13 protein-coding genes and 2 pseudogenes are annotated in these 16595 nt (G+C 71.3%); 9 read left to right on the top strand and 6 right to left on the bottom strand.

From position 1 onward, the window contains the following. Positions 1 to 85: 85 nt before the first annotated feature. Positions 86 to 739: a Tat pathway signal sequence domain protein gene (locus ACZ561_RS03675; protein ID WP_470989190.1), complete on the top strand. Its 654-nt coding sequence runs from the start codon at positions 86 to 88 to the stop codon at positions 737 to 739. Between the two features lie 101 nt (positions 740 to 840). On the opposite strand, the gene ACZ561_RS03670 is transcribed toward ACZ561_RS03675, so the two are convergent. Together ACZ561_RS03670 and ACZ561_RS03665 are read right to left on the bottom strand one after the other, a co-directional pair. Continuing rightward, complete coding sequence (locus ACZ561_RS03670) at positions 841 to 1728, bottom strand: alpha/beta fold hydrolase (RefSeq protein ID WP_470989188.1); 888 nt, start codon at positions 1726 to 1728, stop codon at positions 841 to 843. A gap of 104 nt (positions 1729 to 1832) precedes the next feature. Further along, complete coding sequence (locus tag ACZ561_RS03665; RefSeq protein ID WP_470989185.1) at positions 1833 to 2216, bottom strand: hypothetical protein; 384 nt, start codon at positions 2214 to 2216, stop codon at positions 1833 to 1835. A gap of 206 nt (positions 2217 to 2422) precedes the next feature. On the opposite strand from ACZ561_RS03665, the gene ACZ561_RS03660 reads away from it, so the two are divergent. The 4 genes from ACZ561_RS03660 (at position 2423) to ACZ561_RS03645 (ending at position 6844) form a co-directional block, all read left to right on the top strand. Then, the gene (locus ACZ561_RS03660; protein ID WP_470989182.1) at positions 2423 to 3370 is read left to right on the top strand and encodes a hypothetical protein; all 948 of its coding nucleotides are present in this window, start codon (positions 2423 to 2425) and stop codon (positions 3368 to 3370) included. Between the two features lie 60 nt (positions 3371 to 3430). Continuing rightward, positions 3431 to 4402 carry a class A beta-lactamase gene (bla, locus tag ACZ561_RS03655; RefSeq protein ID WP_470989179.1) on the top strand — a complete coding sequence of 324 codons (972 nt, stop codon included), beginning with the start codon at positions 3431 to 3433 and terminating at the stop codon, positions 4400 to 4402. Continuing rightward, positions 4399 to 5091, top strand: coding sequence for a formylglycine-generating enzyme family protein (locus ACZ561_RS03650; protein WP_470989177.1), 693 nt, complete (start codon positions 4399 to 4401; stop codon positions 5089 to 5091). The genes bla and ACZ561_RS03650 overlap by 4 nt, the downstream gene beginning before the upstream one ends. A gap of 115 nt (positions 5092 to 5206) precedes the next feature. Beyond that, on the top strand, positions 5207 to 6844 hold the full coding sequence (locus ACZ561_RS03645; protein WP_470989174.1) for an amidohydrolase: 1638 nt from the start codon (positions 5207 to 5209) through the stop codon (positions 6842 to 6844). Positions 6845 to 6863: 19 nt separating this feature from the next. Here the strand turns inward: ACZ561_RS03645 and ACZ561_RS03640 are convergent. Beyond that, a pseudogene (locus ACZ561_RS03640) lies at positions 6864 to 8476 on the bottom strand (amidohydrolase). A gap of 231 nt (positions 8477 to 8707) precedes the next feature. After that, a pseudogene (locus ACZ561_RS03635) lies at positions 8708 to 9337 on the bottom strand (TetR/AcrR family transcriptional regulator); the annotation flags it as partial. 69 nt (positions 9338 to 9406) lie between these two features. On the opposite strand from ACZ561_RS03635, the gene ACZ561_RS03630 reads away from it, so the two are divergent. Next, on the top strand, positions 9407 to 10852 hold the full coding sequence (locus ACZ561_RS03630) for a purine-cytosine permease family protein (RefSeq protein ID WP_470989171.1): 1446 nt from the start codon (positions 9407 to 9409) through the stop codon (positions 10850 to 10852). Here ACZ561_RS03630 and ACZ561_RS03625 read toward each other — a convergent pair. Then, the gene (locus ACZ561_RS03625) at positions 10795 to 11310 is read right to left on the bottom strand and encodes a hypothetical protein (RefSeq protein ID WP_470989169.1); all 516 of its coding nucleotides are present in this window, start codon (positions 11308 to 11310) and stop codon (positions 10795 to 10797) included. The two genes, ACZ561_RS03630 and ACZ561_RS03625, sit on opposite strands and share 58 nt — an antisense overlap. Positions 11311 to 11415: 105 nt before the next feature. Here ACZ561_RS03625 and ACZ561_RS03620 point away from each other — a divergent pair, with 105 nt between their 5' ends. Next, positions 11416 to 12687, top strand: coding sequence for an MFS transporter (locus tag ACZ561_RS03620; protein WP_470989166.1), 1272 nt, complete (start codon positions 11416 to 11418; stop codon positions 12685 to 12687). Here the strand turns inward: ACZ561_RS03620 and ACZ561_RS03615 are convergent. Further along, a complete protein-coding gene (locus ACZ561_RS03615) occupies positions 12678 to 13484 on the bottom strand; it encodes a pectate lyase (RefSeq protein ID WP_470989163.1) in 807 nt (268 codons plus the stop codon). The two genes, ACZ561_RS03620 and ACZ561_RS03615, sit on opposite strands and share 10 nt — an antisense overlap. A 246-nt stretch (positions 13485 to 13730) precedes the next feature. On the opposite strand from ACZ561_RS03615, the gene ACZ561_RS03610 reads away from it, so the two are divergent. Together ACZ561_RS03610 and ACZ561_RS03605 are read left to right on the top strand one after the other, a co-directional pair. Then, on the top strand, positions 13731 to 15809 hold the full coding sequence (locus ACZ561_RS03610; protein ID WP_470989161.1) for a galactose-binding domain-containing protein: 2079 nt from the start codon (positions 13731 to 13733) through the stop codon (positions 15807 to 15809). Between the two features lie 130 nt (positions 15810 to 15939). Then, positions 15940 to 16584, top strand: coding sequence for a TetR/AcrR family transcriptional regulator (locus ACZ561_RS03605; RefSeq protein ID WP_470989158.1), 645 nt, complete (start codon positions 15940 to 15942; stop codon positions 16582 to 16584). Positions 16585 to 16595 lie beyond the last annotated feature (11 nt).

The raw sequence follows: 16595 nt of genomic DNA, 5'->3' as shown, positions 1-16595 counted from the left end.
GAGCCGTGCTCGGCGCTGTCCGGCATCCCCCGGGGCAGAGCCGAGCCCCACCACCCTCACCGCAGGATCGAAAGGAACCCCCACCATGAACAAGCGAGCCCTGTTAGCAACCGCCGGTGCCGCCGTCGCCGCCGTCCTGGCGGCCACCTCTGCGGCCACCGCCGCCGGCAGTGTGCTGACGACCGGCAGCGCGAGCGGACCCGCCGTCGCCGTCGGCGATGTCGTCGCCGCGTCGCTGTCCTCCGGCACGACCGCCAAGATCGCCACCGCCTTGGGCGGCAGCACCGGCATCACCTGCAACGCCTCGGCCTTCTCGGCCACCGTCACCAGCAACCCCGCGGCGCCCGGTACCGCCACCGAGACGCTCAACTCCCACACTCTGAGCAGCTGTACGACCAACATCTTCGGGGCGACCGGTGTGCAGAGCATCACGGTCAACAACCTGCCGTACACCACGTCCGTGACCTCCGGCGGCAGTCTCACGGTGAGCGCGGGCAGCACCGGGCCGATCCAGACCACGCTGAAGATCAACACCGTCCTGGGCGTGACGACCTGCATCTATCGGGCCACCGGACTGACCGCGTCCCCCTCCAACACCGACAACTCGCTCACCTTCACGAACCAGTTGTTCACCAAGGCCAGTGGCCCGGGTACCTGCCCGGCCAACGGCTACTTCTCGGCGAAGTACGGCCCCGTCCAGGACACCACGCAGGCCGGCGCCCCGGTCTTCGTGAACTGACCCGGACCGGCCGCACACCCCGCAGACGTACGTTCCCCGGACCGATTCAGGTCCGGGGAACGTATGTCTCCCCAGCACATGCCCGATGCCGTGACGGCTCGTCAGTGGTCGCTGTCCAGCACCTCGTGCAGGGTCTTCGCGAAGTCCGCCGGCGCACCCTCCTGACCGAACTCGCCGCCCAGGAAACCACCGTGGTGGCTCGGGAAGCGCGTCAGTCCGGTGCCGACCCCGGTGGCGATCTCCGCAGCGGCGCGCGCGGGGAACTCTCCCTCCGACTCCTCGCCCGCCGCGATGACGATGCGTGTCGGCACCGCCCGCAGCGCGTCGAAGTCGGGCCGGTAGCTCGTGCAGCCGCGCATGTTCTGGCCAAGCAGCGGGTCGTCGCGCGAGCCGTCGTCCTCGGTCGGCAGACCGAAGTCGGCCGGAGAGGGCGCGGGCTCGTCCGCCCAGTTCGCCGGGAAGGGTCCCTTGCGGCTCGCCACCGCGAAGAACTTCGCCATCGCCGGCCCCATCCCCTCCCGCAGATAGGTGTCGTGGATGTCCGCGCAGGCCGCCAGCGCGGTCTCCCGGTCCGGGAGGACCTGCGCCGTCGGCGGCTCGTGCGCGACCAACGTACGCACCAGGTCTCCGTGCCGGGCCACCAGAGCGAGCGCGTTGACCGCCCCGCCGCTGCTCGCGAACAGATCCACCGGCCCCGCGTCCAGCGCCTCGATCACACGCCGCAGGTCGTCGGCGTGCTCCTCGGGGGTGGACTCCGTCGCGCCGTCGGTGCGGTCGCTGCGGCTGACGCCCCGCGGGTCGTACGTGACGACGACCCGGTCGGTGAAGTGCGACGCCAGCGTCGCGAAGCCGGTGGCGTCCATGGGCGAGCCGATCATGAACAACGTGGGGTGATCGGCCGCTCCTCCGTCCGCGGTGCCCCGGATGTCGTAGTGCAGTGTGGCGCCGGCGGCCTCGAGCGTACGGGTCTCGACATCAACCATGACCATTCCCTCCAACGTAACGGTGTCATGGGTTCAGACCGCCTCCGCCCCAGGAAATCATCGCTCGCGCGGCGATCCCTCGAGACGAGTTTCCGGAGTCGGTCCGGCGGTCACGAGGCCGTGCGGATCACGTCCGTCACCCTGCACTCGACCGTGCCCGCGACCTGCGACAGGCTCTGCGCTCGGCCCTGCGAGGCCTGGCCCGGCGCCAGGTGGTCGACGGTCGCGTTGGCCTCCGCCACGCGGTCGCCGGAAGGCACCACGAACTCCACGCTGATGAGGTAGTCGCTGGGCTTGCTGCTGCGGTTCGTGACCGTCACGTCCGCGTGCGGCAACTTCGTGGCGAAGTCGACCTGGCAGGCGGTGATCCGCACGTCGCCGAGCGGGCCGTCGGGGTCGTCACTCTCCGGGTCGTCGAAGGAGAGGATCACGGCCACGATGCCACCGACGACCAGGAGGGCAAGCACGACGAGGACGATCAGGGTCGTGGTCAAGCAGGTGCGACGCCCTCGCTGCGGGCCGGGCGGAGGCGGCTGAGCGGCCCATCGCGGACCGCTGGGAGGAGACGTCATGGTGTCCTCTCCGTCCTCGCTGCGCCCCCTCTCGTCCTTCCAGAATGCTCCGGGAACCCTCCGTCGGCACGCCGGGCTCGCCGAATTTCGCTGGGCGTCCGGGTCCGCCCCGGGGGATCATTCCCGGCATGGCTGATTGGGCGACGTATGTGGTGGTGCCGGAGGACGGCGGTACCGACGGCCACGAGGTGTACGAGGCGCGATTCGGAGCGGTGGGCCTCGACCTCGACCTGCTGGCCGGGCCCGATGTCGTCGTTCCTCTCCTCCGCTCACGCAGCCGGGTGGAGGGACGGTGGCGTGACGACGGGATGTGCGAGGCGGGCGCGCTGATCGATCTGCGGAGCAGAACTCTTCTGTTCTTCGCGCTGGAAGGTCCGGTCACGCAGATGCGCCATCGGGCCGCCACCTGGGAGCTGCTGCGGCGCGCGTGGCCGGGCTGGGAGCTGCGCTGGTCGTACGACGGCTCGGCCGAGCTCGCTGCTCGTCTGGGCATGGACCCGGAGGAGGTGCGTGAACCGCATCGCACCATCTGCCCGGAGTCGGCTCTGAACCTCGACGACGAGGAGCTGGCGGATCCCGACCCGCTGGTGCGCATCGTCACGATCGGCGGTCCGGACACCGCCCGCTGCCATGTGCTCTCCGGTGTCAACGACCATCCCATCACCGAAGGGCCCGCTCTCGTCGACCGTCTCGCCGACGCGCCGGACCACGGTGTGTACGCGCTCGCCGCCGATTCCGGGATCCATGTCGATCCCGCGCGGCGACGCGTCGGCTGGTGGCTGCTCGACTCCGTCGCGGGAGCGCCCGACATGGCGGGCCGCTGGCCGGGCTGGACGGTCGAGTTCTGGCAGGACCACTGGGCGGAGCATGTACGGATGGCGGGCGGACGGTTCGTTCCCTCGGTGGTCGTGCCTGAGCAGGCCCGTGCCGAAGTGAGGAGCGAGGCCCTGGAGCACTGGTCCCCACGGCCGCCCTCGCCCTCCGACTGGGTCGGCTGGATGCAGGCGGCGTCGCCGGAGTCCGTGCGTCAGGCCGTGACCGCGGCCCTCGGGGGCGACGAGCGCCTCGGCCGCTGATCCGGGCGCACGGCCCCGCCGCTCGCCGCAGTTGATCGGCGGGGTCGGTAGGTTGGGGACATGCCGCATGTCCCCAACCGCACCCTCGCCCGCCCCGTCGGCCGCACCCGGCGTTGTCTTCTCGCCGTGGTCGCCGTCCTGACACTCGTCCCGCTCGGAGCCTGCGGCGGGGACGGCACCGCGGCCACGCCGTCGTCAGCGCCGCCCTCGGCCCCGCGGGCGTCCGCGCCCGGGGCGGCCGCCGCGCGGCCCGTGAGTGCGCGGTTGCGGGAGCTCGAGCGGGCCTACGACGCACGATTGGGTGTGTACGCCATCGACACCGGCAGCGGTCGTGAGGTCGCGTACAACGACAACGCCCGCTTCCCCTTCGCCTCCACCTTCAAGGCCCTCGCCGCCGGTGCCGTGCTGGACACGTACACCTCGAGCGGGATGGAGAAGAAGGTCTCCTACTCCCAGGGCGACCTGGTGGACCACTCCCCCGTGACCGAGAAGCACGTGGGCACCGGGATGAGCCTGAACGAGCTGTGCGACGCCGCCGTGCGCCACAGCGACAACACCGCGGCCAACCTCCTCCTCGATCAACTCGGCGGCCCCGAGAGGCTCGACGCGATGCTCGACGAATGGGGCGACCCGGTCACCCGGATGGAGCGCCGCGAACCGCAGCTGAACGAATGGGCGCCGGGTGCCACGCGCGACACCAGTACGCCGAAGGCCCTCGCCCAGGACCTTCGCGCCCTGGTCGTGGGTGACGTCCTGGGCGCCGCCGAACGCGCCCGGTTGGCGGCGTGGCTGAAGTCGAGCACCACTGGTACGGAACTCATCCGGGCCGGGATGCCCAAGGGCTGGGTGATCGGTGACAAGTCCGGGGCGGGCAGCACGTACGGCACGCGGAACGACATCGCCGTCGCATGGCCGCCCGGTCGCGCGCCCGTCGTCCTGGCCGTCATGTCCAACCGCCCCACAGAGGACGCTCGTTACGACAACAAGCTGATCGCCGACGCTGCCGCCGTCGTCGCCGAGTCCCTGTCATGACGCGCACGAGCGCAGCCGCCGAGGACACCTCGATGATCTCCGTCCCGGCCGGGCAGGTGACGCTGTCGGACCGGCGGACGCAGCGCCGTTGGTCGGTGGACGTCGACCCGTACGAGCTCGCGCGGTTCCCGGTCACGCAGGGGCGCTACGCCGACGTCACCGGACAGCGGCCGAGTTCCGCCCACGGGGATCGGCTCCCCGTCGAGGGGGTGTCGTGGTGGGATGCCGTCCGGTTCTGCAACGACCTGTCCGAGCGGGAAGGGTTCGCACCCGCCTACACCATCGACGAAACCGGTGAAGGCGACGGCATCGGGTGGGACAGCTCGGCCGACGGCTACCGGCTGCCGACCGAGGCCGAGTGGGAGCACGCCTGCCGCGCCGGTTCGGACGGACCGCGTTACGGGCCCCTCGACGAGGTCGCCTGGTACCGCGGCAACTCCGGCGAGCGCCTTCACGAGGTGGGTGGCAGGCGGCCCAACGCATGGGGGCTCCACGACATGCTCGGCAACGTGTGGGACTGGTGCTGGGACGTCTACGACGCCGAGGTCTACGGGTCCTACCGGGTGTTGCGCGGCGGCGGCTGGTTCGACGAGCACTGGAGCTGCCGGGCGTCCGCGCGCCGCCGCAGCCACCCGACGTTCCGCGTCGACGACGTCGGCTTCCGCGTCGCACGCTCCGTCGCGCGCTGACCGCGCACGGGCGCGACCACGAACGCCGTCGCCATCGGCGCCACCCCGAACCACCACCTACCGCCCCGTACCACTTCGTACGACCTCGTACCATCTCGTCAAGGAGCAACTCCCCATGCGTCACGCGGATCTCGTCTTCCTCTCGGGTGCCGTCCTCACCATGGATCCCTCAGCTCCCCGCGCCACGGCCCTGGCCGTCGCCGGGGAGCGGATCGTCGCGGTCGGCGGCGACGACGAGGTACGTGAGCTGGTCGGGCCGGACACTCGGGTGGTGGACCTGGCGGGGCGCGCGCTGCTGCCGGGATTCCAGGACGCGCATGTGCATCCGGTGTACGCGGGGCTGGAGTTGGGGGCCTGCGACCTGTCGGGGACCACGGACCTCGACGAGTACCGGCGGCGGATCACGGCCTACGCCGCCGCCCATCCCGAGCGACCGTGGATCACCGGGGCCGGCTGGTCGATGGAGAGCTTCCCCGGCGGACTGCCGACCCGGCAGATGCTCGACGAGCTGGTGCCCGACCGTCCGGTCCTGCTGACCAACCGGGACCACCACGGCGCCTGGGCCAACACCCGCGCCCTGGAGCTGGCGGGCGTGACCGCCGCAACGCCCGACCCGGCTGACGGGCGCATCGAACGCGAGCCGGACGGCACCCCCTCGGGCATGTTGCAGGAGGGCGCGGTCCTCGTGGTCGGCCAGGTCGTGCCCGCTCCCACCGCCCAGGACCTGCTGGCCGGACTCGAGCGCGCCCAGCGGCTGTTGCACTCGTACGGCGTCACCGCCTGGCAGGACGCCATCCTCGGCTCGTACGGCGGCCATCCCGATGTCTCCGAGACCTATCTGACGGCCGCCGAAAGCGGTCTGCTGACCGCCCGTGTCAACGGCGCCCTGTGGTGGGACCGCGACGCCGGGGCCGAGCAGATCCCCCACCTCGTCGAGCGGCGCGAGGCGCTGCGCCACGGCCGGTTCCGGGCCGACTCGGTGAAGATCATGCAGGACGGCGTGGCCGAGAACTTCACGGCCGCCATGACCGCTCCGTACCTCGACTCCTGCGGCTGCGCCACGGGCAACGCCGGCCTGAGCTTCGTCGACCCCGTCGCCCTGCGCGCGTACGTCACCGAGCTCGACGCCCTCGACTTCCAGGTGCATTTCCACGCCCTGGGCGACCGCGCCGTCCGTGAGGCACTGGACGCCGTCGAGGCCGCCCGGAAGGCCAACGGACAGCGCGGCAACCGTCATCACCTCGCCCATCTCCAGGTCGTGCACCCCGACGACATCGGCCGCTTCGCACAGCTCGGCGCGGTCGCGAATCTGCAGCCCCTGTGGGCGGCCCACGAGCCGCAGATGGACGAGCTGACCATTCCGTTCCTCGGCCCGGAGCGCGCGGCCTGGCAGTACCCCTTCCTGGATCTGCACCGCAGCGGCGCGCGGCTGGCGGCCGGCAGCGACTGGCCGGTCAGCTCCGCCGCGCCCCTGGAGGGGATTCACGTCGCGGTCAACCGGGTCGAGCCGGGCCGTGACCCCGAGCGGATCTTCCTGCCGCATCAGCGGCTCGACCTCTCCACGGCGCTCACCGCCTACACGGCCGGCTCCGCGTACGTCAACGGGCTCGACGACACGGGAACACTGCGGCCGGGCGGGCTCGCCGACCTCGTCGTCCTGGACCGCGACCCGTACGCCGTGTCCGCCCCGGAACTGGCGGGCCTGCGCGTGGAGGCCACGTATGTCGGCGGCCTCGGCGTCTTCGAGGGCTGAACCGTCCCGATCGCCCGGATCAGAGGCTCGCGTCGCGGTGGGTGGACCGGCCGCCGAGGACGGTGAGGAGGACGGGCAGGTCCGGCAGTTCGGTGGCGGCGACGGTGAGCGGGTTGTCGGCGAGGACGGTGAGGTCGGCGCGGTATCCGACGGCCAGTCGGCCCGCTTCGCGCTCCTCGCCCGCCGCGAACGCGGGGCCGAGAGTCATGCCCTGGAGCGCCTCCAGGGGTGTGAGCGCCTGCTCGAGGCCGTGCGGCGGCTGGGTGAGGTCGCGGCTCGGGCGACGGTGCCGGGCGCCCGCCATGACGCCGAGCGGCGGGAACGGCGCGATGGGCCAGTCGGAGCCGAGGACGACGGATGCTCCGGAGTCCCGCAGGTCGCGGCAGCGCCAGGCGCGGGAGGCCCGCTCCTCGCCGAGGCGGCGGGACCAGTTGTCGGTGTGGTCGGCGCGGGTGAAGTCGCAGCAGTGCGTGGGCTGCATGGACGCGATGACACCGAGCTCGGCGAAGCGGCGCAGCGTGTCGTCGGGCACGCTCTCGATGTGCTCGATGCGGTGTCGTACCCCGCTGCGGTCGCCGGCCTGGGCCTTCTCCACCGAGTCGAGGACGTGGCGGACGGCCGCGTCGCCGATGGCGTGCGTGGCGGTCGGCACCCCGGCCCGGTGCAGCTCGCCGTGTAGGCGGCGGGGTCGGGCCAGAAGGCGTGGGTGGACTCGCCGTGGCAGTCCGGGTGCTCGAGCCAGGCGGTGCCGTTGTCGATCGTGCCGTCCATGAAGAGCTTGACTCCGGCGGTGCGCCAGAGCGCGCCGCCGGTGCCCTGCTGCTCGATCAGCGCGCGCAGCACGTCCGCGTCGCTGCCGGGCTGGCACCAGGGCGCGACGCGCAGGCGCAGGGGAAGAGCGCCGACCGCGTCGAGTTCGGCGTAGAGGGCGAGGCTCTCGCCGTTGGCGTCCATGGCGTGCCCGCCGGTCAGGCCGGCCGCGGCCATGGCGCGCAGCGCGGCGGCGAGGCGCTCCCGGCGTTCGGGATGCGTGGGCTGCGGTGCCGCGCGCTCGACGAGCTCGCAGGCGGCGTCCTCGAGAAGCAGGCCGGTGGGCCGGCCGGCGTCGTCGCAGACGATCTCGGCGGCCTGGTCGAAGGTTCGGGGTCCGTCGACGCCGGCCAGTTCGAGCGCGCGGGGGCTGGCGAGCATGGAGTGGGCGTCGAAGAGCTGGAGAAGGGCCGGTACGCCGTCGAGTACGGGGGCGAGTGCGGCCGACTCGACGGGCCGGTCGCCGAACACGTTCGGGTCCAGGCCCCAGCCGAAGAGCCATGCGCCGCGCTCCAGCGTCCTGACTTCGCGGGCGAGGGCCTCGCGTACGGAGTCGAGGTCGGTGCAGCCCGACAGGTCGAGGCCGTGGGTGAGTTCGGCGCCGGAGACGGGGTGGAGATGGCCGTCGGTCAGGCCAGGGGTGACGACGCTTCCCTTGAGGTCGACGACGGTCGTCGAGGAGTCGGCGAGCGCGCGGATCTCGCGGTCGTCCCCCAGGGCCGAGATCCGCCCTCCGGCCAACGCCAGGGCACTCTCCGGCAGGAGACGTCCGGTGACCGGATCGAGCAGGCGGGCGGAGAGCAGGACGAGAGAGGTGCGCACAGGGGCTCCAGAAAGAAGCGGGAGGAGGGGTGGGGCAGTGGTCGGTCAGTGGGGGGTGGTGGGCACGGGGCGGCCGTCGGCCTCGTCGGACGAAGCCATGCCGGGGGAGACATCCTCGCCGGGAGAAGCGTCCCCGCCGGGAGAAGCGTCCCCGCCGGGGGAAATGTCCTCGCCGGAGGGCGCCGCGGTGCCGGTGCCTGAGACTTCCCCGGCGCCCTGATCCCGTAGCGGGGCGGCCCGGTCGAGGCTGCCGCTCACCAGACCGAGTTCGCGTTCCGCCGTGGTGACGGCCATACGCGTCACCACCTCCGGCCGGTTGCTGCGATCGGTGTTCGCGTGGGCGCCGAGGCCGTCGAGGACGACCAGGATCTGGATGGCCGTCGCGCGGGGGTCGTCCGTACGGAACTCCCCGGTACCGACTCCGTCCCGGATGAGCCCCTCCAACCTGTCGTCGGAGGCCAGCTCCTGCTCGGCGACCCGGTCGCGGAGCAGGGGCCGGTAGCGGCTGAGGTGCCGGGCGTTGATCCAGAGCCGGCTGATGTCGTCGTACGCCTCTCCGACGGAGAGGGCGAAGTAGCGCGCGAGGTACTGCGTGGGGGTCCCGTCGGACCGGTCCGCAGGCAGCAGCGCGTCGAGCTCGCCGGTGGCCGCCGTGCTGAACGCCTCGGCGACGAGATCCTCCACCGAGGGGAAGTAGTGGCTGATCAGACCCGGTCGTACGTCGAGCTCCTCGGCGATCCGCCGGAGGGTGACGGTTTCGAGGCCCTCGGTCAGGGCGACCCGGGCCGCGGCCTCGACGATCTCCGCCCGCCGGGCCTCCGGTGACTTGCGAACTCGTTTGCGCTGGACGCTTGACGACATACCGACGATGCTATTGAGTGTGCGACCAATAAGCAAGCAGGTGCGCACCGCACGTATCCGGAGGACCTCATGACTTCCACCATTCCCGACCCGCGCCCCGGCGCCGATGGCGCGCCGCCGGTCACCGACCGGGCGGGACGGGTCGAGGTCCACGGCATCGATCACATCCCCGACGGCGAGCGTCATGGACGGCCTCGGGAGCTGTTCGCGATCTGGGCGGCGGCCAATGTGAACTACCTCAGCCTGGTCATCGGCGGGGCTCTGATCCTCATGGGCCTGAGCCTGGGGCAGGCTCTCCTGGTGATCGTGGTGGGCAATCTGTTCTGGCTGCTCACCGGAGTGCTGGCGATGTCCGGGCCGGCGGCGGGCGCGCCCAGCGAGGTGATCACGCGTGCGATGTACGGCATCCGCGGCAACCGTGTGAACAACGCGGTCACCGGCTGGATGATCTCCGTCTGTTACTTCGCCCTGAATCTGGCCGCGGCCGCGAGCGCGGCCTTCGCCCTCGTCGAGAAGGTCGGCCTCCCGACGAACACCGCCGTCAAGACCGCCGTCGTCCTGGCCATCGCCGCGCTCACCCTGACCATCAGCGTCTACGGGCACGCCCTGATCGTGAAGCTGTACCTGCCGATCACGATCGCCCTGACCGCCGCGTTCGGTGTGGTCGCCTACGCGGTGCTGATGCGCGCGGACTTCGGCCACGGACCCGTCGCGCCGCTGACCGGTGTCGACCTGTGGGCGACCCTCCTCGCCGGCGTCACCGTCATCGCCTCCGGCCCGCTCTCGTACACGACGAGCGCGGACTTCTCCCGCTATCTGCCCCGCACGGCCTCCCCGAGGGCGGTCGTCGGCTGGACCGCACTCGGCGGCTTCCTGCCGAGCGTCGTGGTCTGCTCGCTCGGCGCGCTGGCCGCGACGGCGGTCGACATGACCGATCCGCAGACCGCACTGGAGGAGATCCTGCCCGGCTGGTTCTACCCGGTCTTCCTGATCGCCCTGGTCCTCGGCACGATCTCGATCAACGCCCTGACCGCGTACAGCGCCGGTCTCGCCCTCCAGGCCGTCGGTATCCGCATCCGCCGTTCGCTCAGCGTGATCGTCGACGGCACGGTCGCCTCCGCGCTGACCCTGTACGCGCTGCTGGTGTCCAACTTCCTGGACACCGTCAGCAACGTGCTCCAGCTGACCGTCGTCCTGCTGGGCCCGGCGACGGCCCTCTACGCCACCGACATCCTGCTGCGCCGCAACCGCTACGACGGGCTCGCGCTCATGGACGAGACCCGACAGAGCCCGTTCTGGTACTCCGGTGGTGTCAACCGGTCCGGCGCCATCGCACTCGGCGCCGGCGTGACCGCGGCCGCCCTCTGCGTCAACACCGCGTACACGGGCCCGGTCGCCGCCGCCCTGACCGGCGTGGACCTGGCGCTGCCCGCCGGCATCGCGGTCACCTCCGCGGTCTACGCACTGCTGATGCGGAACTCCGCCTCCGTACGCGCCGCCCGCGCGGGCGCCTGAGCGTCGGCGTCGGACGGGGCGTGGCCTCGGAGGGCGTCGGCCAGGCTCGCCACAGGACGGGCGAAGATCCCCGCCAGCACGTGACGCTGATGCTCCGTCAGCGGCGTGACGAAGACGACGGCGTCGGCCCCGGTCCGCTCACAGAGCTCGACGGCTTCGCGCAGCTTGCCGGAGCCGAGCACGGTCCGTGAGGAGTACGGCGACCCCATCAGCCGCGCCCCGCCACTGGACACGCCCCGGCGCTGGACGACCTCCCCCACGACCCGCCCGCCCCGCGCCGCCACCTCTCCGGTCGCGGCCTCCATGAGGGCGCCGAAGTCCTTCCGGCGGGCGGAGAAGAACCCCACCAGAACCAGGCCGCTCCCGGCAACAACCACGTCCGGCACGGCAGTCACCCCGGCCGCGCCCACCCGCGCGCGCCGGGTGAGCCTGCGGTCGCGCCTCCGGTTCCGGTCCATGCCGCCAGCGTAAGGGGTTCACTTTCCGCATTCCTCTTGCTGTTGCAAGTAATATGCAACAAGCTATCCGGGTCCTTACTCCCTGCCTGGACACGGAGCCCCGTCATGCCCCCTCTGTTGCCGGACACCGGACCTCAACGCGTCATCGCCGCCTCGAACTTCGTCAACACGGTCGGCAGTGGCCTCTATCTGACCGCCGGGGTCCTGTACTTCACCCAGGCGGTGCACCTTCCGGCGAGCCAGGTGGGCCTGGGGCTCGGGATCGCCGGGTTCGTCTCGCTCGCCGTGGGCATCGCCGTGGGCCGCCTCGCGGACACTCGCGGAGCACGCGGTGTGTACGCGGTCACCCTCGTGGTGCGCACGGCGGCGACGGCGGCATTCGTGTTCGCCGACGACTTCCGGCTGTTCGTCATGGCGGTCTGCGCGGCCACCGGGGCTCAGGCAGCGGGGCTTGCCGCACGGAGTCCCCTCATCCGGCACTACGGAGGGGATCGGCCGCAGCGGTTCCGCGCCTATCTCCGCTCGGTGACCAACATCGGCATCTCGCTCGGAGCCCTGCTGGCGGGCTGGGTCGTCCAGGTGGGCACGCACACCGCGTACCAGCTCCTGATCGTCGGCAACACGGTCGCCTTCGCGGCCTCCGCGGTGATCCTGGTCCTCCTGCCGCCGGTCGCTCCGGGCCCCGCCGTGGACGGCCCGCGCTGGGTCGCCCTGCGGGACCGGCCCTATCTTCTGATCACGGCTCTCGACGGCATCATGGCCATCCAGTTCAAGGTGCTCACCGTGGCCATCCCTCTGTGGCTGATCACCGCCGTCACCGCACCGCGCTGGCTCATCTCGGGCACGATGCTCGTCAACACCGTCATCGTCATCGCCTGCCAGGTGCGCGCCAGCCGCGCCGTCGACTCCCCCGCCGCCGGCGGAGCCGCCTACCGACGATCGGGTGTGGCCTTCCTCGTCTCCTGCTCACTGATCTCGCTGGCCGCGGGAGCGCCGACGTGGGCCGCCGTGGCGCTGCTCATGACCGGCGTGGTCGTCCACACGATCGGCGAACTCTGGCACGCCGCCGGGGGCTTCGAGGTGTCGTTCGCCCTCGCGCCGAGACATGCCACCGGCCAGTACCTGGGCGTGTTCGGCCTCGGTGCCGGTCTCGCCGAGGCCCTCGGGCCCGGACTGCTCATCGCGCTCTGCATCACCTGGGGGCGACCCGGGTGGTACGTCGTGGGTGCGCTGTTCGCCCTGACGGGCATGGCCGCGCCCCTGGCCGTCCGCTGGGCGCAGCGTCATCAGCCCGTCGGCCCCGACGAAGACGCGACGGGCGACGGTCGGACGCCACCGGCGCGCAGGGCGCCGGTGGCGTCGCGTTCTCAGTCGTAACCGATGTCCGAGGCGGTGTACTTGCAGTGCGTGCCGTCGGGTCCGCTGCCCAGTTCGACGGGCTCCTTGCCCGTCGTGTTGCCCTGGAAGCGGACGCACGGCTTGATCTTCCTGCTGCTGTCGCCGTGGATCCGGACGTTGCGCAGGGCGGCGGTGTCCCCGTAGTTCGCGTTGATGCCGACGAGCGACTTGCCGGGGGCGGTCACGTCCACGTCGTTGACGATGACCGAACGGCGGTACTGCTTGGAGCAGTTGCCGCAGGTGCGCACGAGCTTGCCGAACTCCGAGACCTGGAACTTGGTGACGACCAGCTTGCCTGCCCCGTTGAACTGGAACACCTTGTCGGAGGCCTTGCGGGCGCCGCCGCCGTAGACCGAGTACACGGAGTCCGCCGAGGTGCCCTTGAAGGTGGCGGCGTCCTCGCCGACGTCCTCCCACCAGACGTTCTGGATCGTACAACTGCCCATGCAGTGGATTCCGTCGGCGGCCGGTGAGCCGAGCACGACGTTCTTGAGGACGGCGCCGTCCTTCAGCTTGAAGAGCGGGGCCTGCCCTTCGCCCTGCCCGCCCCCGCCGAGAGCGCCGCTCCCGTAGAAACGCCGGAGCTTCCCGTCGTACGTACCGGAGACCTCGATCGTGCTGGTGACCGGCTTGTCTCCCTTGGCCTTGGGCCAGGCGCCGGCCGCGCCCGCGGGGCTCGTCAGGGTGGTCGCCAGGACGGCGGTGGTCAGCCCGAGCGTGGCGGCGGCCGCGGAGAGGACGACGACGCGCTTGGGCCGTCTCTTGTGTCTGCTCATGAATCCCATGCCTTCGATGTGGGGGGTCTGTACGGTCCTTGCGCCTCCTTGTCGCCGCCGCCCGGCCGAAGGTTGCCGTCGAACCGGGATTCCTTCCACGCGCCCACCCGATCCGACGGTCCATCAGGTCAACTGTCCCGGACTCTTGACTCGGGTCGTGGCAGTCGGGATTCTCGACACACCCTCAGCGCGGAACATGACAACTCACACACCGCGCCGCCAACCAGCCGACCGAGGACGTGAGTGATGTCCCTGACGCGCCCCCCACGCAGCGCCACGACCAGCAGGCGCAGAGCCCTGACCGTGCTGTCTCTGCTCCTGGCCACGATGGCTGCCATGCTGCTCGGCCCCGCGCCCGGTTCCGCCGCCGACACCTGGTGGAACCCCGTCGCCCGGCCCCAGCCCGACTCCGAGATCAACATCACGGGCGAGCCCTTCAAGGGCACCAACGCCCAGGGCGAGGTGCGCGGGTTCGTCGACGCGCACAACCACCTGATGTCGAACGAGGCCTTCGGCGGCCGCCTTATCTGTGGCAAGACCTTCTCCGAACTGGGCGTCGCCGACGCGCTCAAGGACTGTCCCGAGCACTACCCCGACGGCTCGCTCGCGATCTTCGACTTCATCACCAAGGGCGGCGACGGCAAGCACGACCCGAACGGCTGGCCGACCTTCAAGGACTGGCCGGCCCATGACTCGCTGACCCACCAGCAGAACTACTACGCCTGGGTGGAGCGGGCCTGGCGCGGCGGGCAGCGGGTGCTCGTCAACGACCTGGTCACCAACGGTGTGATCTGCTCGGTGTATTTCTTCAAGGACCGCGGCTGCGACGAGATGGACTCCATCCGTCTGCAGGCCAGGAAGACGTACGAGATGCAGGCCTTCATCGACAAGATGTACGGCGGACCGGGCAAGGGCTTCTTCCGGATCGTCACCGACAGCGCCCAGGCCCGCGAGGTCATCGCGCAGGGCAAGCTGGCCGTGGTGCTCGGCGTCGAGACCTCCGAGCCCTTCGGCTGCAAGCAGATCCTCGACATCGCGCAGTGCTCCCGGGCGGACATCGACCGCGGCCTGGACGAGCTGCACGGGCTCGGCGTGCGCAGCATGTTCCTGTGCCACAAGTTCGACAACGCGCTCTGCGGGGTCCGCTTCGACTCCGGGGCGCTCGGCACGGCGATCAACGTGGGTCAGTTCCTCTCCACCGGGACCTTCTGGAAGACCGAGCAGTGCGCGGGCCCGCAGCAGGACAACCCGATCGGCCTGGCCGCGGCGCCGAACGCACAGAAGGAGCTGCCGGCCGGCGTGAGCGTGCCCGGGTACAACCAGGACGCCCGGTGCAACACCCGCGGGCTCACCGAACTCGGCGAGTACGCGGTGCGCGGGATGATGAAACGCAAGATGATGCTGGAACTGGACCACATGAGCGTGAAGGCCGCCGGCCGGGCCTTCGACATCATGGAGTCGGAGTCCTACCCCGGCGCGATCTCCTCGCACAGCTGGATGGACGGCAGCTGGACCGAGCGGCTGTACAAGCTCGGCGGGTTCGCCACCCAGTACATGAACGGGTCCGAGGCGTTCAGCGCGGAGGCCAAGGCCAAGGACGCGCTGCGCGACAAGTACGGGGTCGGCTACGGCTACGGCACCGACATGAACGGCGTCGGCGGCTGGCCCGGCCCGCGCGGCGCCGACGCGCCGAACAAGGTCACGTACCCCTTCCGCAGCGTCGACGGCGGCTCGGTCATCGACCGGCAGACCACCGGGCAGCGCACCTGGGACCTCAACACCGACGGCGCCTCGCACGTCGGACTCGTGCCGGACTGGATCGAGGACATCCGCAAGGTCGGTGGTCAGGACGTGGTGGACGACCTGTTCCGCGGCGCCGAGTCCTACCTCGACACCTGGGGCGCCTCCGAGCAGCATCGGGCCGGGGTGAACCTGGCCTCGGGCGCGGCGGCCTCCGCCTCCACCACGGAGTGGTGGAACCCGTTCGTCACCTACGCGCCCGGCCGGGCCGTGGACGGCAACCCGGGCACCCGCTGGGCGAGCGAGTGGCGGGAGGGCCAGTGGCTGCGGATCGACCTCGGGCAGCCGCAGCTGGTCAAGCGCATCACCCTCGACTGGGAACGGGCGTACGGCAGGGCGTACCGCATCGAGGTGTCCGACGACGACGCCGCGTGGCGTACCGTCTGGTCGACCGAGGCCGGCGACGGCGGCCTGGACACGGCCAGATTCGCCGGCACCACCGCCCGGTACGTACGGATCCAGGGAGTACAGCGCGCCACCGACTGGGGGTACTCGCTCCACGAGGTGGGCGTCTACAGCGGCTGAGCCGCAGCGAGACAGAGCGACAGGGCACGGCCGCCGGGCCGGGCGGGGTGGATCCGATCGGGTCCACCCCGCCCGGCCCGCGCGCCGCTCCCCGGGGGCGGCAGACCGCAGAACCGAAAGGATCCACCCTATGTCCCGCAGGCCGCTCGCCGAACGCCGTCGGCAACTGACCGAGGCCGCGATCCGGGCGATGACCCGGGACGGCGTCCCGAGGACGACGACCCGGTCCATCGCCGCGGAGGCGGGCGTGTCGCTGAGCGTCTTCCACTACTGCTTCGACTCCAAGCAGGCGCTCCTGGAGTCCGTGATCACGACGATCACCGACCATTACGTGGGAGTCGTCAAGGAGGCGCTGCGCCCGCGAGCCACCTTCCGGGAGACGATCCGGGCCGGCTTCGACGCCTACTGGGACCATGTCCGCGCCCACCCGGGCGAGCACATGCTCACGTACGAGCTCACCCAGTACGCCCTGCGCACACCGGGGTTCGAGCAGCTGGCGCGCCGCCAGCACGAGCGGTACGCCGAGATCTACCACGGCCTCATCGAGGAGGTGAGCGCCGGTATGGGGCTCGAACTCCGGGTCTCCGTCCCGGTCCTGGCCCGCTATCTGGCCGCCGTGACCGACGGACTGACCCTGAACTTCCTCGTCCTGGGCCACGATCCGGAGGCCTCGGCGACGATCCTCGACCTGATCACCGACCAGGTCGCCGCACTCGCCGGCGACGGCGCGGCCGGTGTCGACCTCGGCGCCGGTCCCGGACTCGCGCTTTCGTGAGGCGGGCCGTC

This window comes from Streptomyces sp. NPDC039609 (genome assembly GCF_055596705.1).
This window is presented reverse-complemented; position numbering and strand designations above follow the sequence as displayed.

What these genes read in the sequence shown, in the direction of transcription:
- ACZ561_RS03675 (WP_470989190.1), top strand. Translation starts at nt 86, where the DNA reads ATGAACAAGCGAGCCCTGTTAGCAACCGCCGGTGCCGCCGTCGCCGCC.
- ACZ561_RS03670 (WP_470989188.1), bottom strand. Translation starts at nt 1,728, where the DNA reads ATGGTCATGGTTGATGTCGAGACCCGTACGCTCGAGGCCGCCGGCGCC.
- ACZ561_RS03660 (WP_470989182.1), top strand. Translation starts at nt 2,423, where the DNA reads ATGGCTGATTGGGCGACGTATGTGGTGGTGCCGGAGGACGGCGGTACC.
- bla (WP_470989179.1), top strand. Translation starts at nt 3,431, where the DNA reads ATGCCGCATGTCCCCAACCGCACCCTCGCCCGCCCCGTCGGCCGCACC.
- ACZ561_RS03650 (WP_470989177.1), top strand. Translation starts at nt 4,399, where the DNA reads ATGACGCGCACGAGCGCAGCCGCCGAGGACACCTCGATGATCTCCGTC.
- ACZ561_RS03645 (WP_470989174.1), top strand. Translation starts at nt 5,207, where the DNA reads ATGCGTCACGCGGATCTCGTCTTCCTCTCGGGTGCCGTCCTCACCATG.
- ACZ561_RS03630 (WP_470989171.1), top strand. Translation starts at nt 9,407, where the DNA reads ATGACTTCCACCATTCCCGACCCGCGCCCCGGCGCCGATGGCGCGCCG.
- ACZ561_RS03625 (WP_470989169.1), bottom strand. Translation starts at nt 11,310, where the DNA reads ATGGACCGGAACCGGAGGCGCGACCGCAGGCTCACCCGGCGCGCGCGG.
- ACZ561_RS03620 (WP_470989166.1), top strand. Translation starts at nt 11,416, where the DNA reads ATGCCCCCTCTGTTGCCGGACACCGGACCTCAACGCGTCATCGCCGCC.
- ACZ561_RS03615 (WP_470989163.1), bottom strand. Translation starts at nt 13,484, where the DNA reads ATGAGCAGACACAAGAGACGGCCCAAGCGCGTCGTCGTCCTCTCCGCG.
- ACZ561_RS03610 (WP_470989161.1), top strand. Translation starts at nt 13,731, where the DNA reads ATGTCCCTGACGCGCCCCCCACGCAGCGCCACGACCAGCAGGCGCAGA.
- ACZ561_RS03605 (WP_470989158.1), top strand. Translation starts at nt 15,940, where the DNA reads ATGTCCCGCAGGCCGCTCGCCGAACGCCGTCGGCAACTGACCGAGGCC.